A 17,768-nucleotide genomic window follows, 5' to 3' on the forward strand; every position below is an offset into this window, starting at 1 on the left:
AAATATCCATGATGTTGCAACTTTGTGCAACCATGTTAAATGTGACCTGCGTAGCAAGCTTAAAAATGAATGAAATGTTAATAAACGAAATCGATATGACAGGGATTAAAAAAATAACTCAGACTTTTTCTCTGCGGCAGTTAACATTTTTGAAAGGTGCAACCGCAAAAAATGTGAGAGAGTGCAACCTGATGAAAAATAGTGTCGCTGAGCACTAAAATTTAATGTAAATGGTGTGTTAAATCGATTGTGAATAACCAGCGCTTCCGGCAGGATACGGTCGCCCTGGTAAAACATAAACTCTGTTACCCCGTTCCGGTGGCAGATATAACGGCAAGTTTCGACATTGCCGATAATAATTTTTTGGAGACTTTAGATGGCTATTAGCACACCGATGTTGGTGACATTTTGTGTCTATATCTTTGGCATGATATTGATTGGGTTTATCGCCTGGCGATCAACGAAAAACTTCGATGACTATATTCTGGGCGGTCGTAGTCTTGGGCCATTCGTGACGGCATTATCGGCGGGTGCGTCGGATATGAGCGGCTGGCTGTTAATGGGGTTGCCTGGCGCTGTTTTTCTTTCCGGGATTTCCGAAAGCTGGATCGCCATTGGCCTGACATTAGGCGCGTGGATCAACTGGAAGCTGGTGGCCGGGCGGTTGCGTGTGCATACCGAATACAACAATAACGCCTTAACATTGCCGGATTATTTCACCGGGCGCTTTGAAGATAAAAGCCGCATTTTGCGCATTATCTCCGCGCTGGTTATTTTGCTGTTCTTCACCATTTATTGCGCTTCGGGCATTGTGGCAGGCGCGCGTCTGTTTGAAAGTACCTTTGGCATGAGCTACGAAACGGCTCTGTGGGCGGGGGCTGCGGCGACGATCCTTTACACCTTTATTGGCGGTTTCCTCGCGGTGAGCTGGACTGACACTGTACAGGCCAGTCTGATGATTTTTGCCCTGATCCTGACGCCGGTTATCGTGATCATTAGCGTCGGTGGCTTTGGCGACTCGCTGGAAGTGATTAAACAAAAGAGCATAGAAAACGTGGATATGCTCAAAGGGTTGAATTTTGTCGCCATTATCTCGCTGATGGGTTGGGGGCTGGGTTACTTCGGGCAGCCGCACATCCTGGCGCGTTTTATGGCGGCAGATTCTCACCACAGCATTGTCCATGCGCGTCGTATTAGTATGACCTGGATGATCCTCTGCCTGGCAGGGGCGGTGGCTGTTGGTTTCTTTGGTATCGCTTACTTTAACGGGCACCCGGCGGTAGCAGGTGCGGTAAACCAGAACGCTGAACGCGTGTTTATTGAACTGGCGCAAATTCTGTTTAACCCGTGGATTGCCGGGATTTTGCTGTCGGCGATTCTGGCGGCGGTAATGTCAACGTTAAGTTGCCAGCTGCTGGTATGTTCCAGTGCAATTACCGAAGATCTATACAAAGCATTTCTGCGTAAACAGGCCAGCCAGAAAGAGCTGGTGTGGGTAGGGCGTGTGATGGTGCTGGTGGTGGCGCTGGTGGCGATTGCGCTGGCGGCAAACCCGGAAAACCGCGTGCTGGGCTTAGTGAGCTACGCGTGGGCAGGCTTTGGCGCGGCGTTTGGTCCGGTGGTGCTGTTCTCGGTGATGTGGTCACGCATGACGCGCAACGGTGCGCTGGCGGGGATGATCATCGGTGCGCTGACGGTTATCGTCTGGAAACAGTTCGGCTGGCTGGGTCTGTACGAAATTATTCCGGGCTTTATCTTCGGCAGTATCGGGATTGTAGTGTTTAGTTTGCTGGGTAAAGCGCCGTCAGCGGCGATGCAAAAACGCTTTGCCGAGGCCGATGCGCACTATCATTCGGCTCCGCCGTCACGGTTGCAGGAAGGGTAAGGGAAGGCGTTTTACCGAAAATTTCACGTCATAACAGGAAGCAGGCAGAGGGCAATCAGTGATTGCCCTCTGCGTTTTTTCTCAAAATATTTTTACATCTTCTCATCATTATCACTACATTTCACTTGTATTTTTCTTCATCGTAATGATAATCGCTATCACTGCGATTTACTTTTCTTTGCATAGATTGACTAAGAAAAACGTTTAAGGGTGGGTGGCATGTTTGTTCCGTTTCTCATTATGTTGCGCGAAGGACTTGAAGCCGCGCTGATTGTCAGTTTGATTGCCAGCTATCTTAAGCGTACCCAGCGAGGCCGATGGATTGGTGTAATGTGGATTGGCGTGTTGCTTGCCGCTGCGTTGTGCCTGGGCTTGGGTATCTTCATTAACGAAACCACCGGCGAATTTCCGCAAAAAGAACAGGAACTGTTTGAAGGCATTGTGGCGGTGATCGCCGTGGTGATCCTTACCTGGATGGTTTTCTGGATGCGCAAAGTGTCGCGCAACGTCAAAGTACAACTGGAGCAGGCGGTCGATAGCGCATTGCAGCGTGGAAATCATCATGGCTGGGCGCTGGTGATGATGGTCTTTTTTGCCGTTGCAAGGGAAGGGCTGGAGTCGGTCTTTTTCCTGCTGGCGGCATTTCAACAAGATGTCGGGGTCTGGCCGCCGCTGGGTGCAATGCTCGGTCTTGCTACAGCCGTGGTGCTTGGCTTCCTGCTCTACTGGGGCGGTATTCGCCTCAATCTTGGTGCATTTTTTAAATGGACCAGTCTGTTTATTCTCTTCGTCGCCGCAGGGCTGGCAGCTGGTGCCATTCGCGCATTTCATGAAGCCGGATTGTGGAACCACTTTCAGGAAATCGCCTTCGATATGAGCGCGGTGCTCTCAACTCACTCGCTGTTTGGCACACTGATGGAAGGGATTTTTGGCTATCAGGAAGCACCGAGCGTCAGCGAAGTCGCCGTCTGGTTTATTTATCTCATCCCGGCGCTGGTGGCATTTGTTCTGCCACCACGCGCAGGGGCGACTGCGTCCCGCTCCGTGTAGCAAATACGACGCAAACTCTTGCTTAGTTACAACATACTTTAAAGGGATAGTCTCGTCATGACCATTAACTTCCGTCGTAACGCATTGCAGTTGAGCGTGGCTGCGCTGTTCTCTTCTGCTTTTATGGCTAACGCCGCCGATATTCCGCAAGTCAAAGTCACTGTGACAGATAAGCAGTGCGAGCCGATGACCATTACGGTTAACGCCGGGAAAACACAGTTCATTATTCAGAACCACAGCCAGAAGGCGCTGGAGTGGGAGATCCTCAAAGGCGTGATGGTGGTGGAAGAGCGGGAAAATATCGCCCCTGGTTTTAGCCAGAAAATGACGGCGAATTTACAGCCTGGCGAATACGATATGACCTGCGGTCTGCTGACTAACCCGAAAGGGAAGTTGATCGTCAAAGGTGAAGCAACGGCGGATGCGGCGCAAAGTGATGCGCTGTTAAGTCTTGGTGGTGCAATTACTGCATATAAAGCGTATGTCATGGCGGAAACCACGCAACTGGTGACCGACACCAAAGCCTTTACCGACGCTATTAAAGCAGGCGATATCGAAAAAGCGAAAGCACTGTATGCGCCGACGCGGCAGCACTATGAGCGCATCGAACCGATTGCTGAACTGTTCTCCGATCTGGATGGCAGCATTGACGCCCGTGAAGATGATTACGAGCAAAAAGCCGCCGATCCAAAATTCACCGGTTTCCACCGTCTGGAAAAAGCATTGTTTGGCGATAACACCACCAAAGGGATGGATAAGTATGCTGACCAGCTTTATACCGATGTGGTCGATTTGCAAAAACGCATCAGTGAACTGGCTTTCCCTCCTTCAAAAGTGGTCGGCGGTGCAGCCGGACTGATTGAGGAAGTGGCGGCCAGCAAAATCAGCGGTGAAGAAGATCGCTACAGCCACACCGATCTGTGGGATTTCCAGGCTAACGTTGAAGGCTCGCAGAAAATTGTCGATCTGCTGCGTCCACAACTACAAAAAGCGAATCCGGAACTGTTGGCAAAAGTCGATGCCAACTTCAAAAAGGTCGATACCATTCTGGCGAAATACCGCACTAAAGAGGGTTTTGAAAATTACGACAAACTGACCGATGCCGACCGGAACGCACTGAAAGGACCGATTACTGCGCTGGCGGAAGATCTGGCGCAACTTCGTGGTGTGCTGGGGCTGGACTAAGCGTTATGCAGTATGAAGATGAAAACGGCGTGAATGAACCGTCACGCCGACGTTTACTGAAAGGGATTGGTGCGCTGGCGCTGGCGGGAAGTTGTCCGGTTGCTCATGCACAAAAAACGCAAAGTGCGCCGGGTACGCTTTCACCGGATGCACGCAATGAGAAACAGCCGTTTTATGGTGAGCATCAGGCAGGGATCCTGACACCACAACAGGCTGCAATGATGCTGGTGGCGTTTGATGTGCTTGCCAGCGATAAAGCCGATCTTGAACGGTTGTTTCGCTTGTTGACTCAGCGTTTTGCTTTTCTGACTCAGGGCGGAGCGGCACCAGAAACGCCAAATCCGCGCCTGCCACCACTCGATTCCGGCATTCTTGGCGGCTACATTGCGCCCGATAATCTCACCATCACGTTATCGGTGGGTCACTCATTGTTTGATGAGCGCTTTGGCCTTGCGCCACAGATGCCAAAAAAGTTGCAGAAGATGACGCGTTTCCCCAACGACTCGCTGGATGCGGCGTTATGTCATGGTGATGTGTTGCTACAAATTTGCGCCAACACCCAGGACACGGTGATCCATGCGCTGCGCGATATCATCAAACACACGCCGGATTTGCTCAGCGTGCGCTGGAAGCGGGAAGGGTTTATTTCCGACCACGCAGCGCGTAGTAAAGGCAAAGAGACGCCGATAAATTTGCTGGGCTTTAAAGACGGCACCGCCAATCCCGATAGCCAGAATGCGAAGTTGATGCAAAAAGTGGTGTGGGTGACGGCAGATCAGCAGGAGCCTGCGTGGACAATCGGTGGCAGCTATCAGGCAGTACGCTTGATTCAGTTTCGAGTGGAATTTTGGGACAGAACGCCGCTGAAAGAGCAGCAGACGATATTTGGTCGTGATAAGCAAACCGGTGCGCCGCTGGGCATGCAGCATGAGCATGATGTTCCCGATTACGCTAGCGATCCGGAAGGGAAGGTGATTGCGCTGGACAGCCATATCCGGCTGGCGAATCCCCGCACGGCGGAGAGCGAGTCCAGCCTGATGCTGCGTCGTGGCTACAGTTATTCGTTGGGCGTCACCAATTCCGGGCAACTCGATATGGGGCTACTGTTTGTCTGCTACCAACACGATCTGGAAAAGGGCTTCCTGACAGTACAAAAAAGGTTGAATGGCGAGGCGCTGGAGGAATATGTCAAACCTATCGGTGGCGGCTATTTCTTTGCGCTGCCGGGTGTGAAGGACGCGAACGATTATCTCGGAAGCGCATTATTGCGGGTTTAATGTTTTTAGGCGTATAAGGCGTTTACGCCGCACCAGGCGTTCGTGCGCTGATGCGACGCTTGCGCGTCTTATCATGCCTACAATCGGTGCGGGTCGGTAGGCCGGATAAGGCGTTCACGCCGCATCCGGCAAGCTTTTACCAGTACCGCGAATCCTGCTGAAAGCACACAGCTTTTTTCATCACTGTCATCACTCTGTCATCTTTCCAGTAGAAACTAATGTCACTGAAATGGTGTTTTATGGTTAAATATAAGTGAATATATTGTTGCAATGAATGCGAAATCTGTTGTACTTATTAAGTAGCAGCGGAAGTTCCCGGCAGTGATAGTCAGTCACTATGGAGATCGCGGATGGTAACGTCCTGTACTGGACATGTTTTAGAGAATCAGCGCGCCACCACTCGCGGAGATTTCTCCTCCGGTAGTCATCTCGTCACTTTGTATTTTCAACCTCATCCTTTCTTTTCATGTGTTACCGACGCCGTAAACGGTGCGCGTAGCCGTTTTTCGGCATTTTATCCAAAAGCAAACTATGGCTTACAAGGAAGCCAACCCTCTGATGTTCGTGCGCATAATCGCGCTGCCAACGGCGCGTGTGATGAATACAAACAACTCAAGGTGCTCTCCATGGGAAGACAAAAAGCAGTGATCAAAGCTCGTCGCGAGGCAAAACGTGTGCTGAGACGGGATTCGCGCAGCCATAAGCAGCGTGAAGAAGAATCGGTCACCTCGCTTGTGCAAATGAGCGGCGTAGAAGCCATTGGTATGGCCCGCGACAGTCGCGATACCTCGCCCATCCTCGCGCGAAATGAAGCGCAATTGCACTATCTGAAGGCTATTGAGAGTAAGCAGCTGATATTTGCCACGGGTGAAGCCGGGTGCGGAAAAACCTGGATCAGCGCAGCAAAAGCGGCAGAGGCCCTGATACATAAGGATGTTGACAGGATTATCGTCACCCGTCCAGTTCTGCAAGCCGATGAAGATCTTGGTTTCTTACCTGGTGATATCGCAGAAAAGTTTGCTCCCTATTTTCGCCCGGTCTACGACGTGCTGGTCCGTCGCTTAGGGGCTTCCTTTATGCAGTACTGCCTGCGACCGGAAATAGGGAAGGTGGAAATTGCGCCGTTCGCCTATATGCGTGGACGTACCTTTGAAAATGCAGTCGTCATTCTTGACGAGGCGCAGAATGTGACTGCCGCGCAAATGAAAATGTTTTTAACCCGCCTCGGGGAGAACGTGACGGTTATCGTCAACGGTGATATCACGCAATGCGATTTGCCTCGCGGCGTGCGCTCCGGATTAAGTGACGCGCTGGAACGTTTCGAAGAGGATGAAATGGTCGGGATCGTCCGATTCGGTAAAGAGGATTGCGTACGTTCGGCACTTTGCCAACGTACGCTACATGCATACAGTTAAGTGTATTATCGGTGCAGAGCCCGGGCGAACCGGGCTTTGTTTTGGGTGTTTATACCCGGACTAGCGTTTTTTCTGAAACCACCATTTTTATTTGTCCCTGGCTGGTGAAATGTACGCTCATCCTGTGGCTTTTTTGTAGTTGCTGATAAAGCTCATCAGGTATTGCTAAGCTCTCTGCATATTCTTGCGGCGTATATTGGTATGCTGCATGATGCTGCTGTTTTTGAAAACGCAGCTTATTGTACAACGCCCAGACGATTAACACGACGGCATTCACCACTGCCAGCAAAAAATAGAACTGAAGTCGGCTTCTGGCCTCGCTTTGCCAGAAATAACCCGTCAGCAGATCAATGGCGAATAAGAATATGAATAAAGCAAATAATGTCCACAAGATAGTTGTGGCAACATAATCAACCAGTAAACGTACTGGCGATTGTCGGGTCGTAATAATTAGATTGTTCATATTAACCTCTCAGAATCCCACGATCGGGACTTACCCAACGAGCGCGTTGTTTTTTAGGCATCAACATGACTCGTGTAAATGATACCAACGTCGTTGCCAGGCTTAGCATCCAGAAAATAACCGGGAACCAAATAATCCAGAAAAGCGATGAAGCCAGATTGTGCTCATAGCGATTCTCAATCACCAGACTGACAATAAATTGCAGTAAACATAACGTACACAATAATATTCCGGCAGTATGTGTCGCTGCGATATGTGTCAATTCAATATTTAACGGTACACCTGCAAGTTGGGCTGCGTAAATAATGAAACCGACCAGGCAGGTAAAGGCCCATATTGTCGTCAGACAGTATTCAAAAAACAGTGGCCACATTCGAAAGTTTTCTTTGCGCCACAACCTTGTCATATTTTTGAGGAATACTTCTGCACCGCCCTGAGCCCAGCGCAGGCGCTGATTCCACAGCCCTTTTAACGTTTCAGGCATTAATATCCAGCACAGCGCCCGTGGCTCGTAAAAAATCGTCCACTGATTCAACTGCAGCTTCCAGCTAATATCAATATCTTCGGTGATCATATCGTCACTCCAGTAACCCACTTCTGCCAGGGCGCTGCGACGAAATGCGGCAATAACACCGGAAACGGTAAATACGTTTCCATAGATACGCTGGGTCCGCTTGATCAAACCAATAATTGAGGAATACTCGCCAACCTGAATTTTACCCACCAGGGTAGAACGTGTGCGAATACGAGGATTACCGGTTACGGCACCCACACGCGGGTTGTACAACATCGGTTCCACAATATATGCCGCTGCATCGCGGTCTAATAACGCGTCGCCATCAATGCACACCAGATATTCACTTTTCGCCGCGGCAGCTCCGGTTTTAAGCGCAATGGCTTTCCCCTGGTTTTGCGCCAGATGAATGACCCGCAGACGGGGAATTTGTGCAGCCATGCGATCCAGGATGGCACGGGTTTTGTCTGTTGAACCATCATTTACGGCAATAACTTCAATGTTCTCATAACGCTGTGCTAAAGCGGCATGTATGGTTTCTTCAACGTTTTTCTCCTCATTAAAACAGGGAATGATAATGGAGATAGATGGATTATCTTTCAACTGGGGGGCTGGTGCGTTTTCTCCCCACGGCCAGTGGCGTTCACGATAGACCCAGAAATAGACGCCGCCAATAATCCACATAATGGACATAAAAAACGGCCAGAAGAAAACGAACCTCATCATCAGTTCACCAGAGTGAAAGTACGCTACGCATAGGGGTATGCATAACACCAGACATAATATAAAAAACGATACGATGCGATTAATCATTTTTCGGATACCAGGCTGTTGAAAACTCAGGACGAATAACGTCTATTTCAGGTTGGTTATGCAGAAAATTGTCGGGATAATAACCATAATTTTTCACTCCATTCAGTTGTAATAGGCTCATCCAGTGAGCGAGTTGTTGTGAAGAAATAGCCTGATGCTGACCATTTTTCTGCCAGTTTTGTGCCTGTAATTCTAAAATTGATTTGTCTTTAGCCTGCGGGATGCTTTTCATCTGATTGGTCAATTGTATTAACCATTGATCAGCCGATTTTTCTGTGACGCCTTCCATATAAGGCATAGCCATAATAGCGGTCCAGTCATAGCTTTTTAGGAAATCAGCATAATTCTGTGCAAACCAGGCTTCACTTTCAGGTTGTATTACCGGAAGTGCAAAAATATTTCGTGCAGTTTTAACATGTGGACCACGAATGGCTTTTACGCGCGCACTAAGTTCTAAAGTGAAGTCAGCTAACGCACGACTTTTAAAGCGGGTCCACTGTTTAAATTGCTCCGGGTTTTGTCGAATTTCGCTCAGACTCCCGCTAAAGCCAGCTTGCTGATAAGCCGCGATAGCCGCTGCACTGGCATCTTCATAATCTGAAAGCAAAGCATCATCGTGGAACAATATGCCATCAAAAGCAGCATGTCCGGCAAGATCATCATATAACATACCAACTTGTGCTCTGACCCTGTCATCGAAAGGAGAGAGACGGCGGTATTGTTCAGGATGAATTTGTGCTTTTTTCTCCCCAGTTGGTAAGTATTTTACTCGCGTTAATGTGGGATCTAAATCCCAGCTTAATACCGGCATCCACGCATAGATGTTTACACCTGAGCGGGTACGCAATTGCCAGGCAACCCGACTAAAAATATCTGCTTTCATTGGTAGCAAACGATTTGGAAACCAGACCTCTTTAACCAGCCCATCACCATCGGGATCAGCAAATGCTTGCAAATACACGGTAGATATTTGCATATCTTTTACCCGCTGAATTAGCACATCAATATTGCGATCCATTTGCTGGCGGTTTTCGTCATAAACGTAATCAAGATCGATATGCATTACCCGTTGTAGTGGTTTTTCCTGTACGGTAATAATTTGCTGGGCAAACTCTTTTAATGAGGGATTATTGGCGATTAATACTCGCGGAATGGAATCTAATTGCGACGCATTTGCCAAACCTGATTCAAGGGTGAAGAACATGTCATAACCGAGTTTTTTTAATTCCGCTATTGCTATGCCATTCGCTTCGCCATAAGGCCAAACAAAAACGTGTGGATTTACCTCAGCCTTTGTACGCAGGTATTCCGTCATTTTTACAGCATCCAGGCGAATTCTTTCCCGGTATTCTGCTGCGGTTTCATACCGTGCGTGGTCAGTAAAATATGCACGATTTACATATGCAGGCAATAAGCTGCCGGTGGCATTAGCCTGAATACCGTAGTGAGAATCCCATGTATGAGAAGCGACCTCAACGAGCCGGGAACGCGCAACTTCTCGCACTTGTTGCCACGTGGCAAAATATTCTCGACTGACCATCTCATCGCCAAATTTCACTTGTTTATCCGCTGGAGTATCGACCCAACTGCCGACGGGAGCCCATACAGCCGGCCACTGGAAGGCCTGAAGAATTGGGAAGACACGGGTATAAAAACTCTGGTAGCCGTCATCAAAAGTCAGCACTACTGCTTTTTCCGGTAGCGGTTTTCCTCCTCGATGTGCTTCACGAATTTGAGCAATACTGACCGGTTGATAACCGTTCTCGCGCAGCCAGGCAAATTGTTCACGCAGTGCTGATGTTCGCACTGACATAAAACGCTGGTCGGCAGCTTCGTCTTCAACGTTATGCCATGAAATCACCACAAAACCATTATGTGGCCACGGTTGCTCGGCGAGTAAAGATTCGCGATCCTGTGGCGGTATAAATGATGTTCTTGACTGGCTAATGCACGCGGTGAGCATAATTATACTCACCAGCATCAGGAGATATTTATTTCCATTACGTAACATATTTATCCTTAAAATCTGAATGTCATATCGAATTCAACGTATAAGTTGTGTTCTCTGTCACCGTCATAAGGTCGTTTTTCCCAGCGTAGCGTTGCGCCAGCATCAATCACGTCATTCCAGCTAATACGTTGCCCGTAGCCGAGTTGGGTGACGACATCCGTGCCATAATGTTTTTGCCAGGAGGCACCAACACCTGCGCTGAATATTTGCTCCCAGCTATTTTCATAGCTTCGCCATAACAAATGACTTGCCTCAAATGCCGGAACAATATCGAACATTTTTATAGGGTTGTAGTATGGGGTGTCGTGTTCTGTATTTTGTTCGTAATACAGATTGGGTAGGAAATCGACAATCAAATATGGTGAAGACCAGATGCGTTCTTGACCCTCAATTGAGACTTCATGACGCTGGTTACTGTCGGAAAAATCAGTGAAAGCCCAGGAGACACCGTACTTACGCCGCTCATTTTGATACCAGCGAACATAAGCCTGTGCGCTGTTGCCTGTAACACCATTTTTCATTGCCCGTAATGGAACGCGGTGAGAGAGGCGTTCCAGTTGCGAACCAATACGCCAGTTATCATTAAAATCATACCAGCCAGACAGGCGCGCGCCGGGTTTATGCTCATGATTGAAAAAGCGTTCAGCGTACTCCGCCTCGAGCCAGATATTACGTGACCGCCACTCAACACCTGCCAGCCAGTCGCGAACAATCCCTTTTCCTTCGCTAAATTGTCCATCGGCATAACCGAATCCAGCAAAACCGCGCCAGTTATCATTCAGCGGTGGTGAATAAACGATGGTGGTTAAGTCGACATCATGTTTGCCACTATCTGGACCTTCGGCATCAATTCCTGTTGAGCCAGCGATACGAAGCTCTGCAAGATTATGTACATCAACCGCACGTTTTAATCGTACAACGCCGGGATCTTGCGGTTCACGTTCGACAACATCGTGGGTTAAGACAGCTGCCTGCTGCCATTCTTGTAACGTTAATGCTGTCCAGGCTTGTTCAACCTCCAGATTAATATTACGTGGCTCGATCACTTCTGCTTTTTTTAATTCATTTTCTGCCGCACGAGGCCAACCGCGGGCTTGTAACACACTCGCGTAATCGATGCGCAGTCCCTGATTTCCTGGTGCGTTATAAGCAAGTTCTCTGGTTGTTATTTCAGCTTGAGGAAGATCATTACTATATTTTGCTACGGTTGAGAGAAACGAATGCCCCTGTAACCAGGTATCATTCGGGATGCTCGTAGGCGTGCCCATTAGCCGAAGGAAAGGCGGCGAAGTATTAATGGTATGTTTGGTGACAGTTAGCGCGCCGGGATAATTTTCACTCTCCAGGTGGCTGTAAAAGAGATCCGCAAGTTCTTCATCGGATAAATCCGTGGCAATGGTTTCCTTGTTATAAAAGAGCTCGGTCATTATTGACTGTGCTTTTTTCGGCTGCTGATCTTTGAGATAAGCCGACGCAACCCAATATAGCGCCCAGGGCGGAATAATTTGCCCCGTCTTTTTTAAACGCTGATAGTGAGAAATAACGTCTCTATAACGATCGCGAGTTAATAACGCGCCAAGATGATCAACCTGAATACGCTGGTACTGGGCAGTGCGGTCTGGGTTATCGTGCCACAGAATTTCTAATGCAGCGTATTGGGCGAGGGCGCGATCGGCAATGGCATAACGTTCATTTTCACTGCGCGTAGGCATAAACGACAGTCTGACCAGTTCGGCATGAATATCAGCGCGAATATCTGGCGTTAAATTGGCATCGTCAATCGCGGCAGCTAGTTGATTATTACGTAATGCCAGCACGTATTCTGTGGGATATTGTTGCTTAGATGCATTTTCAGGTAATGACTCTGTCATCGCCCGTAATTCATCCTGATAACGCCCCGTCAGTTTATAGATATAGGCTTCTGCGAGTAAATTGGCTTTGTCCGGTGCTCCAGATTTAAGCTGCTTAAGTTTAAACAGCGCAGTATCATAGTGACCCGCATCTGCCAGGGTTAAAATTTGTCCCCGTTGATAATCCTTATTTTGCGGCTCCAGAGAGAGCGCCTTTTGCCACAGTGTAAGCGAGTTTTGCCATTGTTGCAGGTTACGATAAGCGACGGCGACAGCTGCATAACCACGCGCTGGTAATTGCTGATGACGATAGCGGTTGTAAACGGTAATAACCTGTTTATCTTGCCCGGCCCATAAGGCAATCTGTAACCAGTCAGCAATTTGGTTATTACTGAGTGTTGATTTTTGTGCAAACCATGACAAAGCTGGCTGAGTATTTCCTTTGCGAGCTTCAATAATCAATGCATCATAGGCGTTATTAACAGCACTCTTCGCCGCGGGACTCGCTGCTAAAAATGCAGCAGTAAGAATTTTCAAAGCCCATTTGGTTTTCGGGCACCTTTTTCTGCTACTTGAATACATCCTGTATTACTCCATGTATTGCCAAAATCTCTCTCTGTATCTAATTACAGGTAACTGAAAAGAAAGATATTTTTGCATCTCATAATCCGTTATTAAACGCGGAAGAGAGACGTGAATTGTTGATGATGAGAAGAAGAAATGATGAGCAGAGTGTCCATATAAAATCCTTTTCTCGCCCGAAAATCCATTCCAATGATGAGGATCTTCAGGAATACGGCATAAATCCCAATACCTTTTTCAAAATAAATTAGGATTAAAATAATTAAATCAGTAAATTCCGATGCATGATTTCGGATTTTTCGAAAGTCCTGATGAAAGGCAGCGCTACTGCACTCACGGATTTAATTGTTATTCCTAATGTATCTATTAATTAATGCTTTATAAGGATTTTATTATAATCTTTTATAAGTATTTGCGCCTGCCTTGCAGCAAAAAATGTATAAAGCATTAAAGTGATAATAATTGCATTCTGCAACTATCATCATCGGTATTGTTTGTGGGTGGATTTTCATATTGACAACAGTACAGTTCTTATATCTATTAATAATAAAAAGGGATCTACAACCTACAGGTTGGTGTAGCTTTATGGAAAAAGACTATTTGGGAATTAGTAGTACTGTATTAGTGAGCTTATTGTTTGGGCTTGCATTGGTTTTGGTTAATAGTTGGTTCAATCAGCCAACCGTTGAGGAAGTTGTTCCACGATCAACCTATCTGATGGTTATGATTGCTTTATTTTTTATCGATACTGTTGCATTTATTTTTATGCAGTTGTATTTCATTTATGACCGTAGGCAATTTTCAAACTGTATACTTAGTTTGGCTTTTCTAAGTTGTTTGATTTACTTTGTTAAAACCGTCATTATCATTCAGCAAATTATTGAGGGGCGTTTGACAAGCAGTGTTGTTCAAAATGACATTGCAATTTATTATTTGTTTCGTCAGATGAGTTTGTGCATGTTAATATTTCTGGCATTGATAAATAAAGTTAGTGAAAACACAAAACAGCGCAATTTATTTTCCAAAAAAGTGACTTTGTGCATAAGTTTGTTTTTTGTTCTTGGGGGGCCGATAGTTGCTCACATATTTTCTAGCCATTATGAGAGCTACGATTTACACATTGCCGAGTTAACCAATGAAAATGGTCAGGTGGTTTGGAAAGCCTCATATGTTACCATAATGATTTTCATGTGGTTAACCTTGCTTTCGGTTAATCTATACTTTAATGGTTTACGCTGTGATATCTGGAACGGGGTGTCGGTGATTGCTTTTTGTGCCGTGCTGTACAATATCTCTCTGTTATTTATGAGCAGGTATAGCGTGTCCATTTGGTATATTAGTCGCACTATTGAAGTAGTCAGTAAGTTAACCGTTTTGGTAATTTTTATGTGCCATATATTCAGTGCGCTACGAGTAACAAAGGACATTGCACATCGCGATCCCTTAACCAATATATTCAACAGAAATTATTTTTTTAATGAACTGACGGTTCAATCAGCATCGGCCAAAAAAACACCTTATTGCGTCATGATTATGGATATTGACCACTTCAAAAAAGTCAACGACACCTGGGGACATCCGGTTGGCGATCAAGTGATAAAGACAGTGGTGAATATCATTGGGAAAAGCATACGACCAGATGACCTTTTAGCGCGCGTTGGCGGCGAAGAGTTTGGCGTCTTGCTGACGGAGATCGATACTGAATGTGCGAAAGCTTTAGCGGAAAGGATTCGGGAAAATGTTGAACGTTTAACTGGCGATAATCCTGAATACGCCATACCACAAAAAGTGACGATTAGTATTGGCGCTGTTGTAACGCAGAAAAATGAGTTAAACCCTAAGGAGATCTATCAACTGGCTGATAACGCACTTTACGAGGCGAAAGAGACCGGGCGTAATAAGGTGGTAGTAAAAGAGGCAGAAATTCTTATCAACCGCAAGGATGATGAATGAGTCTGTCGCTAGTTGTCAACCTCCGCCTGGGGCTTCTCATCCCCCCGGTGTATGCAATATACGAAAAAAAAGCTCGTACTTTCGTACGAGCTCTTCTTTAAATATGGCGGTGAGGGGGGGATTCGAACCCCCGATACGTTGCCGTATACACACTTTCCAGGCGTGCTCCTTCAGCCACTCGGACACCTCACCAAATTGTCGTTCCTGTCTTGCTGGAACGGGCGCTAATTTAGGGAAATCATGACCTGAGGTCAACAAACTTTTTTAAAAAATCGCTCGATTATTCAAACTTCAATCAATATGTAGTTTTAATAAGCGAAATTTGCTTTTTTTGTCACCGACCACGGATTTGTTATGCTGGTGGCCTTTGTAGATCATAACGATAAGTGCGAATAAATTTCGCGCAACGCTTTTCGGGAGTCAGTATGGATATCATCTTTTATCACCCAACGTTCGATACCCAATGGTGGATTGAGGCACTGCACAAAGCTATTCCTCAGGCAAGAGTCAGAGCATGGAAAAGCGGAGACAATGAATCAGCCGATTATGCTTTAGTCTGGCATCCTCCTGTTGAAATGCTGGCAGGGCGCGATCTTAAAGCGGTGTTTGCACTTGGGGCAGGTGTTGATTCTATTTTGAGCAAGCTACAGGCTCACCCTGAAATGCTGAAGCCTTCTGTTCCACTTTTTCGCCTGGAAGATACCGGTATGGGCGAGCAAATGCAGGAATATGCTGTCAGTCAGGTGCTGCATTGGTTTCGACGTTTTGACGATTACCGCCTCCAGCAAAATAGTTCGCATTGGCAACCGCTGCCTGAATATCATCGGGAAGATTTTACCATCGGCATTTTGGGCGCAGGCGTACTGGGCAGTAAAGTTGCACAGAGTCTGCAAACCTGGCGCTTCCCGCTGCGTTGCTGGAGTCGAACCCGTAAATCGTGGCCTGGCGTGCAAAGCTTTGCCGGACGGGAAGAACTTTCTGCATTTCTGAGCCAATGCCGGGTATTGATTAATTTGTTACCGAATACCCCTGAAACCGTCGGCATTATTAATCAACAATTACTCGAAAAATTACCGGATGGCGCGTATCTCCTCAACCTGGCGCGTGGTGTTCATGTCGTGGAAGATGACCTGCTCGCGGCGCTGGATAGCGGCAAAGTTAAAGGCGCAATGCTGGATGTTTTTAATCGTGAACCCTTACCGCCGGAAAGTCCGCTCTGGCAACATCCACGCGTGACGATAACACCACATGTCGCCGCGATTACCCGTCCCGCTGAAGCTGTGGATTACATTTCGCGCACCATTGCCCAGCTCGAAAAAGGGGAGAGGGTCTGCGGGCAAGTCGACCGCGCACGCGGCTACTAATAAAGCATCAGGTTTCCTGCTATCCTTGGCGGGAATTGAATACAGGAGAGAGTTATGTATCCCGTCGACCTTCATATGCATACCGTTGCCAGCACGCATGCATATAGCACATTGAGTGATTACATTGCCCAGGCCAAACAAAAGGGCATTAAACTTTTTGCGATCACCGATCATGGCCCGGATATGGAAGATGCGCCGCATCACTGGCACTTCATTAACATGCGTATCTGGCCGCGAGTGGTTGATGGGGTAGGGATCCTGCGCGGCATCGAAGCTAACATTAAAAATGTTGATGGTGAAATTGATTGCAGCGGCAAAATGTTTGATTCGCTGGATCTGATTATTGCCGGTTTTCATGAGCCGGTTTTTGCGCCACATGACAAAGCAACCAATACACAAGCGATGATCGCCACTATCGCCAGCGGCAATGTGCATATAATAAGCCATCCCGGAAATCCGAAATATGAGATAGATGTTAAAGCCGTTGCTGAAGCAGCCGCGAAATATCAGGTGGCGCTGGAAATCAATAATTCCTCATTTTTACACTCACGTAAGGGCAGTGAAGACAACTGTCGTGCGGTAGCTGCAGCGGTACGTGACGCTGGAGGTTGGGTGGCATTAGGCTCGGATTCTCACACTGCATTTACCATGGGGGAATTTGAAGAGTGTCTTAAAATCCTCGACGCGGTAGATTTTCCGCCAGAACGCATTTTGAATGTTTCTCCGCGCCGCTTACTGAACTTCCTTGAATCTCGCGGTATGGCACCGATTGCGGAATTTGCAGACCTTTAATTACTAGTAATGGAAATATATTAATGAACGAGTTTTCTATCCTCTGTCGTGTGCTGGGTTCGCTCTATTACCGCCAACCGCAAGATCCTTTACTGGTGCCGTTGTTTACCCTGATTCGTGAGGGGAAACTGGCTGCGAACTGGCCACTGGAGCAGGATGAGTTACTGACGCGTTTACAGAAAAGCTGTGATATGACGCAAGTCTCTGCCGATTACAATGCGTTGTTTATCGGCGATGAATGTGCTGTGCCGCCATATCGTAGCGCATGGGTTGAGGGCGCAACGGAAGCGGAAGTGCGCGCTTTTCTTTCCGAACGAGGGATGCCACTAGCGGATACGCCAGCCGATCACATCGGCACATTGCTGCTTGCGGCTTCCTGGCTGGAAGATCAGTCAACGGAAGATGAGAGCGAAGCACTGGAAACACTGTTCAGTGAGTATCTGTTACCCTGGTGTGGTGCGTTCCTTGGCAAAGTGGAGGCCCATGCAACTACGCCTTTCTGGCGCACCATGGCACCGCTAACCCGCGATGCTATTAGTGCAATGTGGGACGAGCTGGAAGAAGATTCTGAAGAGTAAATGTGATCTGCATCACTCATAACTGCAACTGATAAT

Annotated in this window: 14 protein-coding genes and 1 tRNA gene; 10 read left to right on the forward strand and 5 right to left on the reverse strand. The window is 47.4% G+C overall.

All coding sequences use genetic code 11. The annotated features are described in order from the left end of the window. Positions 1-8 precede the first annotated feature (8 nt). From ACJHX4_RS04150 to phoH, 6 genes are all read left to right on the forward strand, one after another. Positions 9-218, forward strand: a complete 210-nt coding sequence (locus ACJHX4_RS04150; RefSeq protein ID WP_000979522.1) for a hypothetical protein — start codon at positions 9-11, stop codon at positions 216-218. A 158-nt stretch (positions 219-376) separates the two neighbouring features. Then, positions 377-1,885 carry a sodium/proline symporter PutP gene (gene putP / locus ACJHX4_RS04155; RefSeq protein ID WP_001018504.1) on the forward strand — a complete coding sequence of 503 codons (1,509 nt, stop codon included), beginning with the start codon at positions 377-379 and terminating at the stop codon, positions 1,883-1,885. A gap of 219 nt (positions 1,886-2,104) precedes the next feature. Continuing rightward, positions 2,105-2,935 (forward strand): iron uptake transporter permease EfeU, encoded by an 831-nt coding sequence (gene efeU, locus ACJHX4_RS04160; protein WP_000497959.1) that lies wholly within the window; start codon positions 2,105-2,107, stop codon positions 2,933-2,935. A gap of 57 nt (positions 2,936-2,992) precedes the next feature. Then, positions 2,993-4,120, forward strand: a complete 1,128-nt coding sequence (efeO, locus tag ACJHX4_RS04165; RefSeq protein WP_000154381.1) for an iron uptake system protein EfeO — start codon at positions 2,993-2,995, stop codon at positions 4,118-4,120. Between the two features lie 5 nt (positions 4,121-4,125). Next, positions 4,126-5,397 (forward strand): iron uptake transporter deferrochelatase/peroxidase subunit, encoded by a 1,272-nt coding sequence (efeB, locus tag ACJHX4_RS04170; protein ID WP_001199134.1) that lies wholly within the window; start codon positions 4,126-4,128, stop codon positions 5,395-5,397. A 626-nt stretch (positions 5,398-6,023) separates the two neighbouring features. Beyond that, a complete protein-coding gene (phoH, locus tag ACJHX4_RS04175) occupies positions 6,024-6,812 on the forward strand; it encodes a phosphate starvation-inducible protein PhoH (RefSeq protein WP_000533536.1) in 789 nt (262 codons plus the stop codon). A gap of 49 nt (positions 6,813-6,861) precedes the next feature. Here the strand turns inward: phoH and pgaD are convergent, their stop codons facing one another. The 4 genes from pgaD to pgaA are packed head-to-tail and all read right to left on the reverse strand — an operon-like array spanning position 6,862 to position 13,045. After that, entirely contained in the window at positions 6,862-7,275 is a 414-nt protein-coding gene (pgaD, locus tag ACJHX4_RS04180; protein ID WP_001061089.1) for a poly-beta-1,6-N-acetyl-D-glucosamine biosynthesis protein PgaD, read from the reverse strand. A gap of 1 nt (position 7,276) precedes the next feature. Further along, the gene (pgaC, locus tag ACJHX4_RS04185) at positions 7,277-8,602 is read right to left on the reverse strand and encodes a poly-beta-1,6-N-acetyl-D-glucosamine synthase (protein WP_000610443.1); all 1,326 of its coding nucleotides are present in this window, start codon (positions 8,600-8,602) and stop codon (positions 7,277-7,279) included. Further along, positions 8,595-10,613 carry a poly-beta-1,6-N-acetyl-D-glucosamine N-deacetylase PgaB gene (gene pgaB / locus ACJHX4_RS04190; RefSeq protein WP_000945575.1) on the reverse strand — a complete coding sequence of 673 codons (2,019 nt, stop codon included), beginning with the start codon at positions 10,611-10,613 and terminating at the stop codon, positions 8,595-8,597. The genes pgaC and pgaB overlap by 8 nt, the downstream gene beginning before the upstream one ends. Positions 10,614-10,621: 8 nt before the next feature. Beyond that, the gene (gene pgaA / locus ACJHX4_RS04195) at positions 10,622-13,045 is read right to left on the reverse strand and encodes a poly-beta-1,6 N-acetyl-D-glucosamine export porin PgaA (RefSeq protein WP_000287436.1); all 2,424 of its coding nucleotides are present in this window, start codon (positions 13,043-13,045) and stop codon (positions 10,622-10,624) included. Between the two features lie 585 nt (positions 13,046-13,630). Between pgaA and ACJHX4_RS04200 the strand changes: the two genes are divergently transcribed. Continuing rightward, positions 13,631-14,998 carry a GGDEF domain-containing protein gene (locus tag ACJHX4_RS04200; RefSeq protein ID WP_000409838.1) on the forward strand — a complete coding sequence of 456 codons (1,368 nt, stop codon included), beginning with the start codon at positions 13,631-13,633 and terminating at the stop codon, positions 14,996-14,998. A 104-nt stretch (positions 14,999-15,102) separates the two neighbouring features. Here ACJHX4_RS04200 and ACJHX4_RS04205 read toward each other — a convergent pair. Then, positions 15,103-15,190: transfer RNA gene (locus tag ACJHX4_RS04205), tRNA-Ser, on the reverse strand. A 233-nt stretch (positions 15,191-15,423) separates the two neighbouring features. Here ACJHX4_RS04205 and ghrA point away from each other — a divergent pair. The 3 genes from ghrA to ycdY are packed head-to-tail and all read left to right on the forward strand — an operon-like array spanning position 15,424 to position 17,732. Further along, positions 15,424-16,362 carry a glyoxylate/hydroxypyruvate reductase GhrA gene (gene ghrA, locus ACJHX4_RS04210; protein ID WP_000351279.1) on the forward strand — a complete coding sequence of 313 codons (939 nt, stop codon included), beginning with the start codon at positions 15,424-15,426 and terminating at the stop codon, positions 16,360-16,362. A 54-nt stretch (positions 16,363-16,416) separates the two neighbouring features. Then, positions 16,417-17,154 carry a zinc-binding phosphatase gene (ycdX, locus tag ACJHX4_RS04215; RefSeq protein ID WP_000283670.1) on the forward strand — a complete coding sequence of 246 codons (738 nt, stop codon included), beginning with the start codon at positions 16,417-16,419 and terminating at the stop codon, positions 17,152-17,154. Positions 17,155-17,177: 23 nt separating this feature from the next. After that, on the forward strand, positions 17,178-17,732 hold the full coding sequence (ycdY, locus tag ACJHX4_RS04220; protein ID WP_001001921.1) for a molecular chaperone YcdY: 555 nt from the start codon (positions 17,178-17,180) through the stop codon (positions 17,730-17,732). Positions 17,733-17,768 lie beyond the last annotated feature (36 nt).

The organism is Escherichia sp. WS2035, from assembly GCF_046487065.1.
GTDB lineage: Bacteria > Pseudomonadota > Gammaproteobacteria > Enterobacterales > Enterobacteriaceae > Escherichia > Escherichia coli.

Coding starts and splice junctions, on each gene's coding strand:
- ycdX (WP_000283670.1), top strand. CDS start 16,417: ATGTATCCCGTCGACCTTCATATGCATACCGTTGCCAGCACGCATGCA.
- ACJHX4_RS04200 (WP_000409838.1), top strand. CDS start 13,631: ATGGAAAAAGACTATTTGGGAATTAGTAGTACTGTATTAGTGAGCTTA.
- ACJHX4_RS04150 (WP_000979522.1), top strand. CDS start 9: ATGATGTTGCAACTTTGTGCAACCATGTTAAATGTGACCTGCGTAGCA.
- ghrA (WP_000351279.1), top strand. CDS start 15,424: ATGGATATCATCTTTTATCACCCAACGTTCGATACCCAATGGTGGATT.
- efeU (WP_000497959.1), top strand. CDS start 2,105: ATGTTTGTTCCGTTTCTCATTATGTTGCGCGAAGGACTTGAAGCCGCG.
- efeB (WP_001199134.1), top strand. CDS start 4,126: ATGCAGTATGAAGATGAAAACGGCGTGAATGAACCGTCACGCCGACGT.
- ycdY (WP_001001921.1), top strand. CDS start 17,178: ATGAACGAGTTTTCTATCCTCTGTCGTGTGCTGGGTTCGCTCTATTAC.
- pgaC (WP_000610443.1), bottom strand. CDS start 8,602: ATGATTAATCGCATCGTATCGTTTTTTATATTATGTCTGGTGTTATGC.
- phoH (WP_000533536.1), top strand. CDS start 6,024: ATGGGAAGACAAAAAGCAGTGATCAAAGCTCGTCGCGAGGCAAAACGT.
- pgaA (WP_000287436.1), bottom strand. CDS start 13,045: ATGTATTCAAGTAGCAGAAAAAGGTGCCCGAAAACCAAATGGGCTTTG.
- efeO (WP_000154381.1), top strand. CDS start 2,993: ATGACCATTAACTTCCGTCGTAACGCATTGCAGTTGAGCGTGGCTGCG.
- putP (WP_001018504.1), top strand. CDS start 377: ATGGCTATTAGCACACCGATGTTGGTGACATTTTGTGTCTATATCTTT.
- pgaD (WP_001061089.1), bottom strand. CDS start 7,275: ATGAACAATCTAATTATTACGACCCGACAATCGCCAGTACGTTTACTG.
- pgaB (WP_000945575.1), bottom strand. CDS start 10,613: ATGTTACGTAATGGAAATAAATATCTCCTGATGCTGGTGAGTATAATT.